The organism is Arthrobacter sp. NPDC089319 (genome assembly GCF_040684925.1).
In the GTDB taxonomy this organism is placed as follows: Bacteria; Actinomycetota; Actinomycetes; order Actinomycetales; family Micrococcaceae; genus Crystallibacter.
Genome location: NZ_JBFBGZ010000002.1, coordinates 312221 through 330230 on the forward strand (window position 1 = coordinate 312221; position 18010 = coordinate 330230).

General features: G+C 66.6%; 16 protein-coding genes. 7 read left to right on the forward strand and 9 right to left on the reverse strand.

Annotated features, from left to right (window positions below):
• Window positions 1–34 precede the first annotated feature (34 nt).
• Both AB0N75_RS04245 and AB0N75_RS04250 read left to right on the forward strand, forming a co-directional pair.
• Window positions 35–1729, forward strand: a complete 1695-nt coding sequence (locus tag AB0N75_RS04245) for an amidohydrolase (protein WP_364645577.1) — start codon at window positions 35–37, stop codon at window positions 1727–1729.
• Window positions 1726–2979, forward strand: coding sequence for a M20 family metallo-hydrolase (locus AB0N75_RS04250; protein ID WP_364645580.1), 1254 nt, complete (start codon window positions 1726–1728; stop codon window positions 2977–2979). The genes AB0N75_RS04245 and AB0N75_RS04250 overlap by 4 nt, the downstream gene beginning before the upstream one ends.
• On the opposite strand, the gene AB0N75_RS04255 is transcribed toward AB0N75_RS04250, so the two are convergent.
• Genes AB0N75_RS04255 through AB0N75_RS04270 form a run of 4 tightly spaced genes read right to left on the reverse strand, consistent with a single transcriptional unit; the run spans window position 2976 to window position 6804 of the window.
• Entirely contained in the window at window positions 2976–3425 is a 450-nt protein-coding gene (locus AB0N75_RS04255) for an ATP-binding protein (RefSeq protein ID WP_364645583.1), read from the reverse strand. The two genes, AB0N75_RS04250 and AB0N75_RS04255, sit on opposite strands and share 4 nt — an antisense overlap.
• On the reverse strand, window positions 3418–3750 hold the full coding sequence (locus tag AB0N75_RS04260) for an STAS domain-containing protein (protein ID WP_364645585.1): 333 nt from the start codon (window positions 3748–3750) through the stop codon (window positions 3418–3420). The genes AB0N75_RS04255 and AB0N75_RS04260 overlap by 8 nt, the downstream gene beginning before the upstream one ends.
• Entirely contained in the window at window positions 3734–5689 is a 1956-nt protein-coding gene (locus AB0N75_RS04265; RefSeq protein WP_364645588.1) for a glycosyltransferase family 2 protein, read from the reverse strand. The genes AB0N75_RS04260 and AB0N75_RS04265 overlap by 17 nt, the downstream gene beginning before the upstream one ends.
• A complete protein-coding gene (locus AB0N75_RS04270) occupies window positions 5686–6804 on the reverse strand; it encodes a SpoIIE family protein phosphatase (RefSeq protein WP_364645591.1) in 1119 nt (372 codons plus the stop codon). Before AB0N75_RS04270 ends, AB0N75_RS04265 begins: the two co-directional genes overlap by 4 nt.
• 87 nt (window positions 6805–6891) lie before the next feature.
• Between AB0N75_RS04270 and AB0N75_RS04275 the strand changes: the two genes are divergently transcribed.
• Complete coding sequence (locus tag AB0N75_RS04275) at window positions 6892–8616, forward strand: ATP-binding protein (protein ID WP_364645594.1); 1725 nt, start codon at window positions 6892–6894, stop codon at window positions 8614–8616.
• 44 nt (window positions 8617–8660) lie between these two features.
• On the opposite strand, the gene AB0N75_RS04280 is transcribed toward AB0N75_RS04275, so the two are convergent.
• Window positions 8661–9242, reverse strand: a complete 582-nt coding sequence (locus tag AB0N75_RS04280) for a sugar O-acetyltransferase (RefSeq protein ID WP_364645597.1) — start codon at window positions 9240–9242, stop codon at window positions 8661–8663.
• 63 nt (window positions 9243–9305) lie between these two features.
• Window positions 9306–10265 carry a LysR family transcriptional regulator gene (locus AB0N75_RS04285; protein WP_364645600.1) on the reverse strand — a complete coding sequence of 320 codons (960 nt, stop codon included), beginning with the start codon at window positions 10263–10265 and terminating at the stop codon, window positions 9306–9308.
• A gap of 105 nt (window positions 10266–10370) precedes the next feature.
• Here AB0N75_RS04285 and AB0N75_RS04290 point away from each other — a divergent pair, with 105 nt between their 5' ends.
• Entirely contained in the window at window positions 10371–11429 is a 1059-nt protein-coding gene (locus tag AB0N75_RS04290; RefSeq protein WP_364645602.1) for an MBL fold metallo-hydrolase, read from the forward strand.
• A 20-nt stretch (window positions 11430–11449) separates the two neighbouring features.
• The gene (locus tag AB0N75_RS04295) at window positions 11450–12856 is read left to right on the forward strand and encodes an MFS transporter (protein ID WP_364645605.1); all 1407 of its coding nucleotides are present in this window, start codon (window positions 11450–11452) and stop codon (window positions 12854–12856) included.
• A 93-nt stretch (window positions 12857–12949) separates the two neighbouring features.
• Here the strand turns inward: AB0N75_RS04295 and AB0N75_RS04300 are convergent, their stop codons facing one another.
• Window positions 12950–14170 (reverse strand): glycine cleavage T C-terminal barrel domain-containing protein, encoded by a 1221-nt coding sequence (locus tag AB0N75_RS04300; RefSeq protein ID WP_364645608.1) that lies wholly within the window; start codon window positions 14168–14170, stop codon window positions 12950–12952.
• 428 nt (window positions 14171–14598) lie between these two features.
• Here AB0N75_RS04300 and AB0N75_RS04305 point away from each other — a divergent pair, with 428 nt between their 5' ends.
• On the forward strand, window positions 14599–15120 hold the full coding sequence (locus AB0N75_RS04305; RefSeq protein WP_364645611.1) for a CarD family transcriptional regulator: 522 nt from the start codon (window positions 14599–14601) through the stop codon (window positions 15118–15120).
• A gap of 121 nt (window positions 15121–15241) precedes the next feature.
• Here AB0N75_RS04305 and AB0N75_RS04310 read toward each other — a convergent pair whose 3' ends face one another.
• Window positions 15242–16015: a glycosidase gene (locus AB0N75_RS04310; RefSeq protein ID WP_364645614.1), complete on the reverse strand. Its 774-nt coding sequence runs from the start codon at window positions 16013–16015 to the stop codon at window positions 15242–15244.
• A gap of 147 nt (window positions 16016–16162) precedes the next feature.
• Window positions 16163–17203 carry an NAD(P)-dependent alcohol dehydrogenase gene (locus tag AB0N75_RS04315; RefSeq protein ID WP_364645617.1) on the reverse strand — a complete coding sequence of 347 codons (1041 nt, stop codon included), beginning with the start codon at window positions 17201–17203 and terminating at the stop codon, window positions 16163–16165.
• 94 nt (window positions 17204–17297) lie between these two features.
• On the opposite strand from AB0N75_RS04315, the gene AB0N75_RS04320 reads away from it, so the two are divergent.
• A complete protein-coding gene (locus tag AB0N75_RS04320; RefSeq protein ID WP_364645620.1) occupies window positions 17298–17999 on the forward strand; it encodes a TetR/AcrR family transcriptional regulator C-terminal domain-containing protein in 702 nt (233 codons plus the stop codon).
• Window positions 18000–18010 lie beyond the last annotated feature (11 nt).

Below are 18010 nucleotides of genomic sequence, written 5' to 3' on the forward strand. Positions count from 1 at the left end.
CGGGCACGCCGCAGCGAAAGCACGAAGAGGACTCATGCTCGTCGATCTCTTGATCCGCAATGCCCGCATCCTGACCCAAGATCCCGGACAGCCGGTGGCCGAAAGCCTGCTGATCCACGACGGCAAGGTGCTGGCGCTCGACATCGATCAGCAAAGCGTTCCCCATGCGCGAAGGGTTGTCGATGCCGAAGGCGCCGTGATTGTCCCCGGTTTCAATGACGTGCACGCCCATAGCGTTTGGTTCGGCCTGGGCCTGATGGAAGCAAACCTTGGAACCGTTGCGAGCCTCGAAGAAGCCTATGCGGTGATAGCCGAAGCCGCCGCCCCGCTGGCGGAGGATGAGTGGGTGGTGGCCTCCGGCTACAGCCCGCTGCTGCACAACGGTGCCCAGCCTGACCGCGACCGGCTCGATGCGGCCTCCGGCGGCCGGCCGGTCTGGATCAAGCACTCGTCCGGCCACGCCTGCAACGTCAACGGCATTGCACTCGACCTGATCGTGGCACGCGGGGCAGACCTCGCCGCACCGATCGACGGCGGCCTCGTGGCCAGAGATGCCGAGGGCCGGCCCACCGGACTGCTGGAAGAGAACGCCATGCGGCTGGTGCAGGACATCATGCTGCCCTACCCGCTGGCCACCATCGAGCGCGCGCTGGATTTGGCCACTTCCCACTACCTGAGCGAGGGCATCACCAGTGTCACCGACGCCGGCATCGCGGGCGGGTGGATCGGCTACTCACCGCGCGAGTTCGGTGCCTACCAGGCGGCGCGCGACAAGGGGCTGTTGAGCGTGCGCATGCAGCCGATGATGGTCTTGGATGCTCTGCATCGGGTTCCCGGGCACGACGCAGACCCGGACTCCCGCGGTCTCGACGCCGGCATCCGCACCGGTTTGGGTGACGATTGGCTCCGGCTGGGCCCGGTGAAGATTTTCAGCGACGGCTCGCTGCTGGGCAGCACCGCGTATGTCACCGAGGAATACGTCGGCTGCCCGCATAACCATGGCTACCTGCAGATGGACGCCCAGGAGCTGCGCTCCTCCGCGCTCGAGGCGTACCGGGCCGGCTGGACCATCGCGATGCACGCGATCGGCGACCATGCCGTGGACCACGCGATCGACATCATCACGGAAGCCCAGGAAACCTACGGCCGCAGGCCGCTGCCCAACCGGATCGAGCACGGCGGCGTCATCCGGCCCGAGCAGCTGGACCGGATTGCTGCGGCCGGGATCGTCCTGGTCCCGCAGCCGCATTTCATCACCGAGTTCGGCGATGGCATGGCCAAGCTGCTTGGTCCGGAACGGACAGCGACGTCCTACCCGGCCAATAGCCTGTTGAAGCGCGGCGCCACGCTGCCGGGAAGCTCGGACCGCCCGGTCTCCAACGGTCGGCCGCTTGATGTAATGCAGTCGTTCGTCCAGCGGCTGACCCCGTCCGGCGAAATTTATGGTCCCGACGAGAGAATCACCGGGGCCGAGGCGCTGTACGCCTACACCGCCGGTTCCGCGGCCGCCACCGGAACCGAAGGGACCAGGGGCCGGCTGGTGCCGGGACTGCTGGCCGATCTGGTGTTCCTGGACCAGGACCCCACCGCCGTCGAGCCCTCGCAGATCGGCGCCACCCAGGTGCTGGCCACCATGGTGGGCGGCGAGATCCGCTTCGGCGCAGATAATTTCCCGGCGCAGGAAGGCCGGGATCCGGCAATGGCATCGACCGGGGAGGAAACCCGATGAGCACCAGCAACCAGGAATTTCTTTCCGACTTCGCCACCATGTCCGGCTTCGGCGCTACCGCCGGCGGCGGCGTGGACCGGCAGGCGGGCACGACGGCGGACCACGCCACCCGCGGCTGGTTCGGCGAGTGGCTGGCCCAGCATGGCTTCACCGAAAAAGTGGATGCGGCGGGAAACCAGTTCGGCACCCTCGACGTTGTTCCCGGCGCCCCGTATGTCCTGCTCGGATCGCACTTGGACTCCCAGCCGCTGGCCGGCCGATACGACGGCGCCTACGGTGTGCTGGCGGGGGCCCATGCGGCGGCCCGTGTAGCGGCCGAGGTTGCTGCCGGCGGGCTCGATCCGATGTACAACCTCGCAGTGGTCAACTGGTTCAACGAGGAAGGCAGTCGCTTCACACCCAGCATGATGGGCAGCTCGGTGTTCACCGGGAAGCTCTCCTTGGAGCAGGCGCTGGCCACCGCTGACCCGGCAGGGATAACGGTTGCCGAGGCCCTGGCTGCAGGCGACCGCGGCGCCGGAGCCGACGCTCCGGTGCTGGCGGATGTGGCACGGTACGCCGAAATCCACATCGAACAGGGCAAAAACCTTGAGGAAACCGGAACCCAGGTCGGAATCGTGGACCGCACCTGGGCGGCCAGCAAGTACCGCGTCACGGTTGACGGAGCGCAGTCGCATACCGGTTCCACCCGGATGGAGGACCGCCGCGACGCCCTCTACGGAGCTGCGCTGGTGATTGCCGCCGCCCGCGACCTGGCCGCAGAGTTTGCACCCGGTCAGCTGCACACGTCGGTGTCCGAAATGTACGTGCTCCCTAACTCGCCGGTGACCATCGCGCGGCAGGCAATGATGAACCTGGACCTGCGTTCGCCGGACGAGGAGGTCCTCGCCCGGGCCATGGATCTGCTGGACAAGCGCATCGCCGACGCCGAGGCCCTCTCCCGGACGGACATCTCGCTGCTGCAGACGCACCGCTGGGGCTTGGTGTCCTACCAGCCCGCGGGAGTCGCATTGGGTGCCGCCAGTGCGGAACAGCTCGGCTTCAGCCACACCGAGATCATGACGGTGGCGGGGCACGACTCCACCAACATGAAGGACGTGGTCCCCACGGTGATGCTCTTTGTGCCCAGCGTCGACGGCGTTTCCCACAACGAAGCGGAATTCACCCACGATGAGGACGCCGTACGAGGCGTGGACCTGCTAACCGAGGTCACCCGGCGGCTGGTCCGCGGCGAGCTCGCCGCCGACTAACAGTCCGCCGGCGACTGCTGGGAGCTGTCCGAGTCGCGGCAGAGGACCCAGACGTTGTCCTCGCCGTGACGCTCGAAGGTGACGGTGCTGACCAGGGCGTGGATCAGGTTCATCCCCCGGCCGGACTCGGATTCGTCATCGATGTCTGACGGATTCGACATCTCGGGGTCGGAGGGGGCCGCGCCGATTTCGGAAATGCGTGCCTCCAGCCGGCGGGACCAGATGGTGATGTCGACGCCGAGCTGGAGCGGCGTCTCGGAAGCCGGGACGGCGTGCTGGACCACGTTGCTGGCGGCCTCGATGACCGCCGTGGAGAAGGCCATGCGGTCCATCTCCGGAACGAAGCCGGCCTCCAGCCACAGAGCCTCGAAATCGTCGTGCAGGGCATCCACAGTGGCCGCCGTCGCCAGGCCCTGGCGCGAGCTCCGGGCCAGGACCTCAGTCATTGGAGAAGGCCGCATCGACGCTCTCATACGGGGTCAACACGCGGTGCATGCTGGTCAGCTCCAGCACCATCTTGACCTGAGGCTGCACGTTCGCAATGCGGAGATCACCGCCGGCCTGGCGGGCTATCTTCAGGCACCCGATCAAGGCCCCGAGGCCGGAGGAGTCCATGAACTCCGTGCCCTCCATGTTCACCACCACATGATGGCTTCCTTCGGCCACGACTGCTGCCACCACCTCGCGGAGCAGGGGAGCCGCGACCATGTTCAGCCTGCCGCTGCCGTTGACTTCGGCATAGGCGGGCGTGGTCTCAACGGTGAACTGCATCAACGTTCCTTTCATCGGGCGTGAACCCTTTGTACCTGACGGCTTTGACCAGCACGCTCAGGATCAACAAATCGAAAATAACCCAAGCCACGTTCACCAGCGTGCCAACCGGTTCGTTAAGGCCTGCGGCGAGTCGCACCGCTCCGGCAATCAGCGCGGCAACCAACAGCGCGATGGCGACCAGTTGGGGCACGATCAGGTTCCAGCTGCTCCCTTCGGAATGGCGGGCCTTGGGGGTGACGGCAAAGCCGAGGGGGCGTCCGAGCCAGACGTTGCGCGCCGCCGTCGTGCACGCCTTGATCCAGGTGGGGAAGAGCGCGAGGCTGTACTGCTGTCCGCGCCACGTGCTCACCCCCTTGCCCACCACAGCGAACAGCAGTTGGTTGACCACCATGAACGGGATGAAACGGATGAAGAAGTCGGTGCTCAGGCTGCTGACCGGCAGGATGCCCAGGGTGAGGTAAATGACCGGGGCGGCGAAGTAGACCACGGCGGCGAAACCGCTGAGGTAGCTCCACATGGTGGAGAAGTACATCAGCCGCTGGCCGAGTTTCAGCCCGCGCTGCACCAGCGGGTTCTCCCGCAGCATGACCTGGATAGTGCCTTGGGCCCAGCGCAAGCGCTGGATGAGCATGGTTTTGAGGTCCTCCGGAGCCAAACCGTAGGCGAGGACCTCGTGGTGGTAGACGCTTTCCCAGCCCATCGAATGCAGCCGCATCGAGGTGGCCATGTCCTCGGTCACCGAGATGGTGGCCAGCGGCATGACCGGCTGGGCCTCGTCCGGCCGTTCCACGGAGACCGCGTCCAGCACCGCCTGCACCGAGCCCAGCGCCCCCAGCGGAGACCAGTCCCGCTGCGCCATCCGTTCCACCGCGCCGTCCAGCTGGTCGGGGTCGGGCGCGCCGGAGGTGCCGCCCAGATCCATGGCGGCGATCTCGGCCAGGTCGGCTTCCAGCGCTGCGAAGTTCTCGGCCACCAGGGACCGCACGGCGCCCTCAACCTTGGTCCGCAGGTCGTAGGTGATCTCGCTCAGCGAACCGCCGCTCCGGAGCTTCTCACGGGCCGTGCCAGTGGCCGCTTCCACGCCGTCGAGCAGGGCCGCCACCTGCGGATCGGCTGCTTCCGGGGAACGGCGGGCCTTGCGGATGGCGCTGCGCGCGCCGGCCAGTGCGCGGTGGACGCCGCTCTCCACCTCGGTCACATAGCCGGCCAGGCCCAGTTGCATCAGGGCCTCGCGCCGGAGCAGCGCGTTGGAGCCGCAGAAGAACGCGGCGTTCCACCCGTCCTTGCCCTGCTGGATGGGCCCGTAGAAAAGCGGCGCCTGGCTGCCCAGCGGATCGTCTGCCGGAACATTGCTGAAGTACTGCGGGGTTTGGACCAGGGCCACCCGGCGCTGGTTGAAGTACCCCAGCGTTTTGTCGAGGATGTCCGGCTGGGGGATCTGGTCGGCGTCGAGGATCAGGAGGAATTCGCCCTGGGTCATCATCAGCGCATTGTTCAAGTTGCCGGCCTTGGCGTGCCGCGGCTTGTCCGCCCAATCGCCGCTGCGGGTCAAGTAGCCCAGCCCGTGGCGGGCGGCCAGTTCGCTTAATTCCGGCCTGGCCCCGTCGTCCAGAATCCAGGTGCTGTGGGGATAACGGATGTCCCTCGCGGCCAGCGCCGTGATCATGACCAGGTCCAGCGGCTCGTCGTAGGTGGTGATGAAGACATCCACCGTGGCGTCCGACGGCGGTGGCGGCGGCGTCTTGCGTTCGCGAATCCTCCACACCGCCAGGCCGAAGAGGCCAACGTCAATCAGGCTGTAGGTCTCGGCCAGCACCAGGGGGACGGCGATCCACCAGGCGGACCAGTTGAGCGAGTCCAGCCACCGCCAGGCCAGGTAGTTGGTCCCCAAGATGACGGTCAGGACGACGAGCAGGCGGATGGCGAAAGGTTTCACAGCGCGCCGTCCTCGGTGATGTCCAGCGGGCAGCGGCGCAGCATCACCGCTGTGACATCGTCCGCCAGAGCGCTGCCGGCCAGATCCAATACGGCCTCGCACACGTCCTGCGCCGAGTCGCGCCCGGCCGCGACGGCGGCCACCGCAGCCATGGCCGCATCCACTGAATCGAAGGCGTCGAGGAGTCCGTCGCTGAGAACCAGGAGGGAGTCCCCGGGAGCCAGCGACAGGCTGCCAGCCGTCCAGCCGCTGCCCGGCACGGCCCCGACGGGCGGACCGCCCGACGGCAGGCGGCGCAGGCCGCCGTCGTACAGGTGCAGCCCCAGCCCGTGCCCGGCATCCACATAGTCAACAGAACCGCTGCCGGCGTCCAGCCGGGCATGGAAGATGGTCACGAAGGAGGACGACTGTGCCAAGTCCCACTCCAGCGCCTGGCTGGCCGCTTCGAAGGCCCGGGTGAGGTCGGTGTGCCGGTTGGAGGAACGCAGCACCGCGCGCACCGTGGCGGCGATGAGCGCGGCGCCCATGCCCTTGCCCATCGCATCCGCGACGGTGATTTGCACGCCGTCTTCGGTGGCGGACCAGTCGAAGAAGTCCCCGCCCACGCTACGGGTGGGGCGGCAGCGGCCGCCGATCTCATAGTCCTGAAGCCTCAGGGGTTCGGCCGGCAGCAGGCTGCGCTGAACCTCGGCCGCGCGTTCCTGGTCGGCGCTGGGAACCGGATCTACCGGCTGGGAGCGTGGACGGCGGAACAGCGCCCCGATTCGTGACTGGAGCTCCCGCGGGCTGAACGGCTTGCTGATGTAGTCGTCGGCGCCGGTGTCCAACCCGCTGAGCCGGTCTACCTCGTCGGCGCGAGCGGTAATCATCAGGATGTAGGCGTCCGAGAACGTCCTGACCTGCCGGCAGATTTCGATGCCGTCCAGATCAGGCAGATTGAGGTCCAAGGTGATCAGGTCGGCGCCGCCGGCCCGGATCAACTCAAGACCTTCCTGCCCGGTTTCCGCCTCCGCCACCGTGAAGCCTTGATCCGAGACGATTTGGGCCAGCAGCCTGCGAATGTCGGCGTTGTCCTCGACTATGACGGCGCGGCGGTTGTTGGGGACTGCAGGCATGCTTTCATTAAGGCGGCAAACCTCCCATTTGTCACATCTGTCACTGCAGAAACCCGTCCGCGACCACCACATTGGAGTTCCGTCGCCGTGGATAAAGTCCTCGACCTGTTCACCTTGAACCGGGTGAAGTTCCACGCCCTTTCACTGCGCGGGCGCGTCGTGATGAGCCAACTGCCGCTGTCGATCACGATGTTGTTCCTGTGCGTGGGAACGTGGATCCTTTATCCACCGCTCGTCTGGGACCCGCAGTTCGGCCTCAGCATGGTGCTCAACGCCGTGCTCCTCGCGGCCTGTTTCCTCGTGCCCTGGGACAAGCTGCCCTACCCGTCCTTCCTGCTCATCCCCCTGTTGGACTTTGTTCCGATCGCCCTGCTGCGCGAAGGTACCGGATCAGTCCTGACCGGGGTGGGGCTGCTGGCTGCCTTCCCGGTGATCTGGCTGGCTGCCTCGGGCCAGTTTCCCCGGCTCTCGGTGATCGCCGGCGCGCTAGCCTCGCTGGCGATGGTCTGGATCCCGGTGTTCCTCGAGGACTCCGCCGTCACGCTCAAAGCGTTGACGCACCCGCTGCTCGTCCCGTTCATGATGCTGGCCATCGGAATCACGGTCCGGGTGATGACCGCGAGCATGATGGAACAGCAGCGGGTGGTCGAGGCCAAGGATGCGGAGCTCCGCACGCTGCTGGAGGCCAGCGGCAGGCGCGAACGGCTGCTGTCCGCGGTGATGAGCGCAGTGGACGTGGGGGTCCTGGCCGTGGATGAAGAGGGCAGTCCGATTCTGCGAAACCGCCGGCAGGAAGAACTCCGCCGGCTGGCGCTCCCGCCGGGCGACGAGGACGCGCCGGAGTCCCGGCTGGAGCTCTATTCCGACGGCGGCAGTACGGTCATGCCGGTCCAGGACCGGCCGATCCGCCGGGCGGTGCGGGGCGAGTCGTTTTCCGAGTACCTCATGTGGATGGGCCGGAAACCCGGGCAACGAGTCCTCTCTACGTCCGCCCAGGCGATGTGTGACGACAGCGGCCGGCGGGAAGGCACGGTGCTGGCCTTTAGCGACGTCACTGAACTGGTGGCCGCGGTGGAGGCCAAGAATGATTTCCTCTCCAGCGTGTCCCACGAGCTGCGGACCCCGCTGACTTCCATTCAGGGGTACGCCGAGCTGCTGGCGATGACGCCGGACCTGTCGCCGAACATGGCCTCGGGTTTGGACACCATCCTCCGGAATTCGGACCAGCTGCTCACCCTGGTCAAGGACCTGCTGGGCACGGCCGCCGGCTTCTCGGAGTTGCAGCCGGTCCAAGCGGATCTGGCGGAGATTGCCGCCCAGGCCGTGGCTGCGGCCGAACCGAGGGCCGCCGCCGGGGGAGTCGCGCTCACCGCGCGCGCACAGGGGGATCTGGGAGTGGTCTGCGACCCGGCGCGTGTCCGGCAGGTGCTGGACAACCTGGTCTCCAACGCCATCAAGTACTCCCCGCAGGGCGGGGACGTCACGGTCAGCTGCACCGGAGGCGGCGGAGTCGTGGAATGCCGGGTAGCGGATCAGGGAATGGGGATGGGTCCCGATGAGATCAGGAACGTGTTCACGCGGTTTTTCCGTAGTCCCGCGGCCCGCCGTAGTTCCATCCCGGGGCTGGGCCTGGGACTTGCCCTGTCCAAGGACATTGTGGAGCGGCACGGCGGCAGCATGAGCTGCGAGAGCGAGCCCGGCGCCGGCAGCGTCTTCACCTTCAGCCTGCCGATGGCGGGGCCGCCCCGGGAAAATGAGGCTGACGGCGCCAGCAACCGGGTTGTCCCGGTCGGTGCACAGCCGAAGCCGTGAAAGCGCGGGACTAACAGCCGCGCTGTTTCCTTCGGCGGGCCCGTTCAGACTTCCCGCACCACCCGGGCCGGGCTGCCCACAGCCACCACATTGGCCGGAATGTTGCCGGTGACCACCGAACCGGCGCCGATCACGCTGTTGTCGCCGATGGTCACGCCGGGGCAGACAATCACGCCGCCGCCCAGCCACACGTTGTCGCCGAGGATGATCGGCGGGGCCGCCTCCAACTTGTCCCTGCGCGGCTGGGATTCGATCGGGTGCGTGGGCGTCAGGAGTTGGACGCCGGGTCCGATCTGGCAGTCGGCACCGATGGTAATGGCCGCGACATCAAGGGCGGTGAAGTTGTAGTTGATGAAGGTGCGGGGACCAATAAAGATGTGTTCTCCGTAGTCGACGAATAAGGGCGGCTTTACGTAGGCATCGTCGCCGAGTCCGCCCAGCAGTTCGGCCAGAATCGACCGCGCATCGTCCGCGCCGGCCACCACCGCGCGGTGGTAGTCGTCGGCCAGTCGGAGGGCACGCTTGGCCCGGCGTTCACTCTCGGGATCGGCAGCAATGTACAGGTCGCCGGCCAGCATCCGTTCGCGGTTGGTGCGGGCGTCCCCGGCGAAGTAGTCAGTTTCCATAGCTTTGACCGTATCGCCGCAGACGCGGCGCGAAAAGGCGTCAACGACGTTGGCTTGTGGTCTTCAGCCCTTGGCGGCCGCCGCGGCAGGAGCGGCGACCTGCTCATCCCCGGGGGAGCCGCCGCCGCTCTCAGCGGCCCAGTGGTGCCGCAGGGCCACGAGGGTTTCCGTCACCAAGGCACTCCGGGCCACGCCCGCCGGCAGAGCGGCCACCACCGAGTTGCTGTGCATCCGTCCCTCCACAGGCCGGAACAGCAGCGGCCTGCCCTCCGGACTGTGCCGGGCCGGCTGCATCAACAGGGAGTAGGCGAGGTTGCGGCCCACCACATTCTGGATCACCTGCACGCTGGCCGACCGCCACCGCACCGTCGGCGTGACGCCGGCACGGTCGAACTCGGCCAGGGTCCGCTGGAGCGCCGGTTCCTCGTTGACCAGTATGGCCGGATACGTTGCCAGGTCGGCCAAACTGATCTTCTCCCTTCCGGCCAGCGGATGTTCCGGGCTGAGTGCCACCTGCCGCATGGTCGGGCGCAGGATCTCGGCCTCGCAGTCCGGCAGCAGCTGTGCCTCGTAGGCAGCGGCGAGTTGCGCCCGGCCTTCCAGCACCGCTTCCTGAACCTCCGGCCCGGCCCCCTCGATGAAGTCGAGTTCCACTTGCGGGTGGCGGCTGGTGAACCAATCGATCAGGGGCGGGATGACGTGCAGGGCCAACGTGCGGAAGACCCCAACAACCAGCCGGCCGGACAGTTCGCCGTGGACCTGGTTGACGGCGGCGGACATCCCATCGATCTGGTCGGCCACTTGCCTGGCCCGGACGGCCACGGCCTGTCCCTCTGCCGTCAGCGCCACGCCCTTGCCCCGGCGCCGGATGGCCAAGGTGGCTCCCAGCGCTTCCTCCAGCTGTCCCAGCGCCAGGCTGACCGCCGCCTGGGAGACGTGGCAGCGTTGCGCGGCCTCGGTGACGGAGCGCGTCTCCGCGATCGCCGCGAAGTACTCCAACTGCCGCAGCGTGGCTTCCTTCATAAGTTCTCCTTGTAGGTCTCCCCAATTATTGTAGTTAGACAAATGTGATGACTGCCACCATGCTCGATGAAAGACCGTTAGATTTTCGGAGAGAGGAGCGGCCGCATGGAACTTTCGGGCCCTCACGTCATCACGTTGGGAACGGCCGGCGGTCCTCGCTGGTGGAAGGACCAGCACGGAACGCCGCGCTTCGGCATCGCCACTGCCGTGGTGGTGAACGGAACGTGGTACATGGTGGACTGCGGCCAGGGAGCCGGGCGTCAAGCCAACGCCGCCGGACTGGACATGGCCGATCTGGGCGGCATCTTCATCACGCACATGCACTCGGATCACACCGTGGACCTGCCCTCGCTGTTGCTCTTTGGGGCCTTCGAGTTGAAGAATTCGTCCCGCGGGCCCATCCCCGTGGTGGGACCGGGGGACCGTGGGAAACTGCCGCCACTCTCACCTCGCGCCACCTCTGTCCCCGTTCCGGTGGCGCCGCACCGGCCCACGCCGGGAGTCGCGGGGCTGGTGGAAGGTCTGTTGGCTGCATACGCCACTGACTGCAACGACCGGATCTTCGATTCGCTGGCCAAGAGCCCGCTGGACCAGTTTGATCCGCGCGAAATTGTGCTGCCGGCCGGCACCGGCTTCGATCCGGACACCAACGTTGCTCCGGACATGGAGCCGTTCGAGATCTTCCGGGACGCCAACGTCACGGTCAGCGCCATCCTCGTTTCACACCACCCGACGGCCCCTGCGTATGCCTTCCGATTCGATACGGACGCCGGATCCGTGACGATTTCAGGCGACACAGCCCCCTGCGCCAATATGGTGCGGCTGGCCACCGGCACGGACCTGCTGCTGCATGAGGCCATCAATCTGGACCTCCTCGCCCGCCAGTACTCTGACGCGCAGATGCTCCAGGCGACCATGGACCACCACCGCCGCGCCCATACCACCGCGGCTGAGGCGGGAAAGATCGCCTACGACGCCGGTGCCCGCCACCTGGCCCTCCACCATCTGGTTCCCACGTACTCACCGCCGGAAGCCTGGTCGGAGGCCCGCAGCACCTACAGCGGTCCGCTGAGCATTCCGGACGATCTAGATGTGATCAGTTTCAGCAGGACTTCCACCTCAGACTCTTTGTCCGTTTCCGTCGCTGGCAACGCCGCCGGATAATCTAACTCAAGGACACCCCCATGAGCACCACTTCCCAGACCGCTGCGTCCGCCGGCGCCTATCACGCCAGTCCGCGCGACATGCGCCGGATCCTGTTCTCCAGCTTCCTCGGAACCGCAGTCGAATATTACGACTTCATTCTGTACGCCACGGCCGCCGGCATCGTCTTCAACCACGTGTTCTTCGCTGGAATGGACCCGAACCTGGCCATCTTCGTCTCCTTCGGCACGCTGGCCATGGGCTACATTGCCCGGCCGCTCGGCGGCTTCCTCTTCGGGCACCTCGGCGACCTGGTGGGTCGCAAGACTATCCTGATCAGCACGGTGCTGATGATGGGCATTGCCTCCACGCTGATCGGCCTGCTTCCCACTACCGACCAGATCGGGGTCTGGGCGCCGATCCTGTTGGTGTCGCTCCGCCTGTTCCAAGGCATCGCCGTCGGCGGTGAATGGGGCGGCGCCATGCTGCTGGCTTTTGAGAACTCCAAGAAGGAATCACGCGGCTTCGCGGCGTCCTTCGCCTACATGGGGGCCCCGGCCGGAACGATCATCGGCACGCTGATGCTCTCGGCCATGACTATGCTTCCCGATGGCCAGTTCCTGGAGTGGGGCTGGCGCGTGCCGTTCATTCTTTCCGCGGTCCTGATGGCCTTGGCGATCTTCATTCGGATGCGTGTTTCGGAATCCCGCGTTTTCAAGGAAATCTCCGCCAAGAGCGAGGCGAAGAAACGGCGTGTTCCCGCAGCCGAGCTGTTCCGCGAGCACCCGAAGTCGCTCCTGATCGCTGTCGCGTCGGGACTGTCCGGCCAGATGGCCCAGGGGCTGATGGGGGCGTGGGCCATCTCTTACGCCGTGCAGCAGGCCGTGCTGGCACAGACCGAGGTGCTGAACCTGAAGGCCTTGGGCGGGGTGGCCACCATCGTGATGATCATCGTCGCGTCGAAGCTGTCCGACCGCTTGGGGCGCCGGAAGGTGCTGATCGCCGGCAATATCGGTGCCATGGTGCTGGCTTTCCCGGTGATGGGGCTGCTGGAGATGGGGTCGACAGTGGCGTTCATGCTGGCGATCTTCCTGGGCCTCTCCACGGTGCAGGGCTTCACATCCGGCCCGTATGGCGCCTTCGTGGGTGAACTGTTCCCGACGTCGGTGCGATACTCCGGCACGTCGATCGGCTATCAACTGGCCTCCACTCTCGGTGCCGGTTTCACTCCGATGATTGCCACCGCGCTGGTGATGGCAGGCGGGGGATCGCTCTGGCTGGTGGCCTGCCTCTGGATCGCGTTCTCCGGCATGAGCCTGGCGTCGCTGCTGGCTGCCAAAGACCGCTCGGACCAGGACATCGAGGAGTTGGATGGCCCGGCTGCGGCCCCGGAGCCGGGCGCGGTTCCGTCCGAGGCCGGACGGGACGCGGTGTCGGCCCGCGCCTAGCGGCAGGATTCCTCGCACCCATCACAACGACGGCGGAGCCCACCTGCGCAGGTTGGCTCCGCCGTCGTACGTGGGCTTGGCAGAGGTGCCGGTTCAGTCCTTGGGTGTCTCCTTGCTGGGATCGAAGAAGGGCTTCTGCACCACCGTGCCGTTGCGGACTCCCTCCGGCGTGTGGATGGACAACGACGTGCCCTCTTCGCTGAGGTCGAACGGCACCATGGCCAGGCCGATGTTGCGTTCCAGCCGAGGGGAGTTGCAGGCGCTGGTGACTTCGCCGATGTGTCCGCCGCCGCCGACCGAGACCGGGAAGGGTTCGATCATGGAGCCGTCGTTGTAGCTGCCCAGCGGTTCGCCGTCGATGTCCACGCCCACCAGCAGCCGGTCGATGCCCTTCTCTCGGATGCGGCCCAGGGCTTCCTTGCCGACGAAGTCCGCCTCCTGGTCCAGATCCACCATCCAGTTGTAGTCGTAGCCGACCTCCAGCGGGTTGGTTTTCAGCGTGATGTCGCAGCCGTAGGCGAGCATACCGGCCTCGATCCGGCGGATGTGGCAGGGGCCGATGACGCGCAGGTCGTGCGGTTGGCCTGCCTCCCAGACGGTGTCCCAGAGGCGGCCGGCGTTCTGGGTGGCGTTGTAGAGGTAGATCTCGTAGCCGATTTCGCCGGTGTAGCCGGTCCGGCTGACCACCACGTCCATGCCGTTCAGCTTGTGGTGCTGCATGTAGTAGTAAGGCATGTCCAGGATCTGCGGGCCGAACAGGTCGGACATCAGTCCCTTGGCCTTGGGGCCCTGGACCTGGACCGGGGCCACGTCCACTTCTTCCACCGTGACGTCCCAGCCGCCGGCGTGCGCCAGGCCCATGGCCCACAGGTGGACGTCGCTGTCCGCCAGCGACAGCCAGAACTTGTTCTCCTCCACGCGCAGGATAATCGGGTCGTTGATGATCCCGCCGTCGGCCGCGGTGATGAAGGCGTATTTGCACTGGCCCACCTCGCACTTGGTCAGGTCGCGCGGGGTCAGCATGTTGGTGAAATCAAAGGCCTGCGGACCGCTGATCTGCAGTTGCCTCTCCACGCCCACATCCCACAGGGTGACGTCGTTCAGCAACGACCAGTACTCGCTGACCGGATCGCCGTAATGGCGCGGATGGTAGGTGTGGTTGTAGACGCTGTAGGCCGCGACGCCGTGCTCCCGCGACTTCCAAAAGTACGGGGACTTGCGCAGCCGAGTATAAAGCGTGACCGCCGGGTGGGGATTGACGCGTGAATCGGTGCCGTTGAACGGGGCGGAGCCCGAATCGAGAATCTCCGACATGGATGCTTCCTCCTTCGAGGTTCTGGCGCCAGCCGGACCTGAAGTAGTTGCGCATGATGCGCAGCTCTGCGCCATGTGAGACATCGTGACAGTTGGGTAACGAAGGAGTCAAGGGTTCCGGCTGGCCGTTGGTGGAGCACCGCTACGGCGGCTCCAGATGGCGCCGGTGATATGTGCTCGCTGCCCCTTGCGGCCCGGTATTCCAGGGAACATAGACCCGCGGGGTGAGATAATGGAGGTAGCCAAGCTCGCGGGCTTCGGGCGTTTCCATCCGTGTGGAGACGATCAGGTCCGCGCGCTCACCGTACCGATTCCGGGCACTTGCACCGGGGTTCCGTTGGTGGGACGACCGTCTGGCGTGAGGGCCCTGGGGCACTCCGTCCACTCATGTCGAGTGTGGCGCTCGTGCAGAATCAGAGGACTCTTGAATGCAGTTTGCTGAAGGTCAAACCCTTGTCCACCCCCACCATGGTCCGACCGTTGTCCGCGGCATCAGGACCCGGCACTCTCGGCAGAACGCCGAATGCCGCTACGTCATACTTGAGGTCAAGGACTCGAACCTGACCGTCGGCGTCCCGGTCGAGAGCGCCGAAGAAGTGGGCCTGCGGACCGTCTTCGACGAGGCGCAGATGGAGGCCCTGTTCGAGGTGCTCCGTGCGCCCTCCATCGAGGAGGACCCGCAGTGGTCCCGGCGTTTCAAGGGCAACCAGGAGCGCTTGCGCACCGGGGACATCTTCGTCATCGCCGGACTGGTCCGCGATCTGTCCCGGCGCCTGCAGGCCAAGGGCAGCATGTCCCACGCCGAGAAGGACATGCTGCAGTACGCCAAGAAGCCGCTGGTGACGGAGATTGCCCTCTCCAAAGGCATAGGCCTGCAGGAGGCGGAAGCGATCCTGGACGCTGAGGCGGCCCCGCCGGCTCCCGCAGACGCGCGGCTGCTCAGCGCCTAGAAAAAGTACGACGGCGGGCCGCACCTGGCCCTTTTCCCTCAACTCCGGGTGCGGCCCACCATCGTCAGCACGGCGCCGGCCGGGAAGATTCAGTTCGCTTCCCGGCCGGCACCGTTCAGGCTCAGGCTGGAGTCAACTGGGACGCCGGGGCCAGATCGCGGCTGTTGTGGTCGTACGCGATGGTGACCGCGCCGCCGTCGTGTTGGAATTCGTGGTTGGCTCCGTCGAGGAGGCCGAAGGCGCCGTAGTTTTCCTCCCACGATCCGTTCAGCGCGAACTTGAAGGCGTAGCGCCCAGCCGGGAGCTCGCCGTCCAACCGCCACAGCCCGTCAGCGGGCTCGAAGCGCATCTGCACCGCGTTGGCGGCCGGATCCCAGTCCCGGTCGGCGCCGAGCAGGACACCGAAGTCGCCGACTACGGCTACGGACGCCGGTTGGTCGCCCGGCTGGCCGTGCTCCGCCACCGGGGAGGCTGCTTCCGCTACCCGGGCGGGCACTTCCGCAACCGACGCCGGCGCTTCCGGCGCAGCGGGATGCTGCGCATCCGGCACCGGGGCCGGCGCTTCCGGCAGCGGGGTTCCTGCGTCGAGCGCTTCTGCCAGCTCGGACGGGCTGGCGAAAGCGGCGATGGCCCGCAGCCCGTCTTCGGTGACGGCCCAACCGCCGCGGCCCTTGGACATCCAGCCAGCCTTGACCAGCCGGGCGGTCGCCGTCGTCAGGTTCTTGAAGCCGCGCGGCACTCCGCCGCTCAGCAGTTCCTGTTCGTGGGCGGTCGGCGGTACCCGCCGCAGCGCTTCGCTAATGACCTCGCGGGCATCCGGGCGAGCGCCGTTGGCGGACGCATCAGCCAGGATCTCGAGGACGGGTCTGAGTCGCAGTTGGGCATTATTGGGCATAGCCGTGGCTCCTTCGCGGTGCAGCCGTAACGGGTGACGCTCCCAGTCTGGGACCCCGGCCGTGGTGTGCGCCACTGTTTGGCGTTGTGTGTCGGGGCACACCGATGCCATTTGTGTGCTGGTCCGGCGAGGAAGCCGGCCACTGGTCTAGACGATGATGACGGCTTTGCCCCGAACCTCTCCGGCGTCCAGGCGGCCGATTGCCACCGGCATCTGCTCCAGCGGGTAGGTCCGGTCGATGCTCGGCGCCACCTTGCCCGAGACGATCAGTTCACCCAGCCGCTCGAACTCCTTGGCGTTCTCGCGTGCCATGAACATGACGAAGCGCTGCCGGCTAAAGAGGGACAGGAGCATGCCGCCAATCGGCCTGAACAAGCCACCCGTCCAGCGGTCGCCGCCCTCGCCGCCAACTATGACTGCCGTACCGCCAGGGGCCAGCGCCCGGCGCAGGCGCTTCAAGGACGGGTTGCCGGCCACGTCGATGATCACGTCGTAGCGGCGGCCGCCGGCGGCGAAGTCCTCGCGGGCGTAGTCGATGACGGTTTCGGCGCCGAGTCCGCGCACCAGGTCCGCCTTGGCGGCACTGCACACGCCAGTGACGGTCGCGCCCATGGCGGTGGCGATCTGCACGGCGTAGGTGCCCACGCCTCCGGAGGCGCCGGTGATCAGCACCTGCTGGCCGGCCTGAAGTTTGCCGGCGTCGCGCAGGGCCTGCAGGGCAGTCGTGCCGGACACCGGCACCGCGGCCGCCTGCTCGAAGGTCAAAGCGGCCGGCTTCAGGGCCAGCATTTTCTCCGAGGCCACCGCGTATTCCGCGAAGGAGCCCTTGCCGTAGCCGAAGACCTCATCTCCGACGGCAAACCGCGTGACGGCAGCGCCCACCGCGGCTACGGTTCCCGCAACGTCAAGCCCCAAAATCGGATTCTTGGGAGTGCGCCAGCCCGACACTGCGCGGACCGGGTAGGGCAGCCCGGTGGCCATGTGCCATGCCCCGCGATCCAACCCGGCCGCGCGGACTCGGATGAGCACCTGGTTGTCGGCGATGTGCGGCACTGCGACGGTGTCCAACTGCAGCGCATCGGTTAATCCGTACTTGTACTGCACAATGGCGCGCATCGTTCGTCCCGCTGGGGCCGCGCTGCGCTCCGCTGGGGTCTCTTTTACCGCGGGGAATTCTTTGGGTTCCATGGTGGCTTCCTTCTCGAGCTTTTGTGCGTCGGGTCTCTCGTACTTTGTACGAACATATCGTACAAAGTACGAGAATGCTATAGTCGCGGGAAGAATGAATGAAAAATCCTCCGGCCGCTCCGCAGAACGCGTTCCCCTCAGCCGCGAACGCGTACTCCAGTCCGCCATGGCCATCGCCGATGACGGCGGGCTTGCCGGGCTGACCATCCGCTCGCTGGCCAGGTCCCTGGAAACCAAGCCGATGTCCCTGTACCACTACGTGCGCAACAAGGACGAGATTCTGGATGGCATTGTGGATGCCATCTTCAACGAGATCGAGCTGCCGGCAGCGGGCGGCGAATGGAAGGCAGAGCTGAAGCGGCGGGCGACCTCCGCCCGGAATGTGCTGCGCCGCCACCCGTGGGCGATCGCGCTGATGGAATCCCGGACCGTGCCGGGGCCGGCGAACCTCCGCCACCATGACGCGGTCCTCGGGACGCTCCGCGCGGCCGGCTTTTCGCTTGCCCTGGCGGCGCACACCTACGCCCTGCTGGACGCCTACGTCTACGGCTCGGCGCTGCAGGAGGCGTCGCTCCCGTTCGACGGGCCGGAGAGCCTGGCGGAAGTCGCCGGGCCGATGGTGGAAATGTTCAGCGCGGGGGACTATCCGCACCTGCGCGAGTTTGCGCTGCAGCACGTTCTGCAGCCCGGCTACGATTTTGGCGATGAGTTCGACTTCGGACTGGACCTGATCCTCGATGGCCTCGCCGCGCATCTGCCTAAGCCGGCCGACGGCGTCGACGCAGGGGCGGCATAGCCGGTACACAA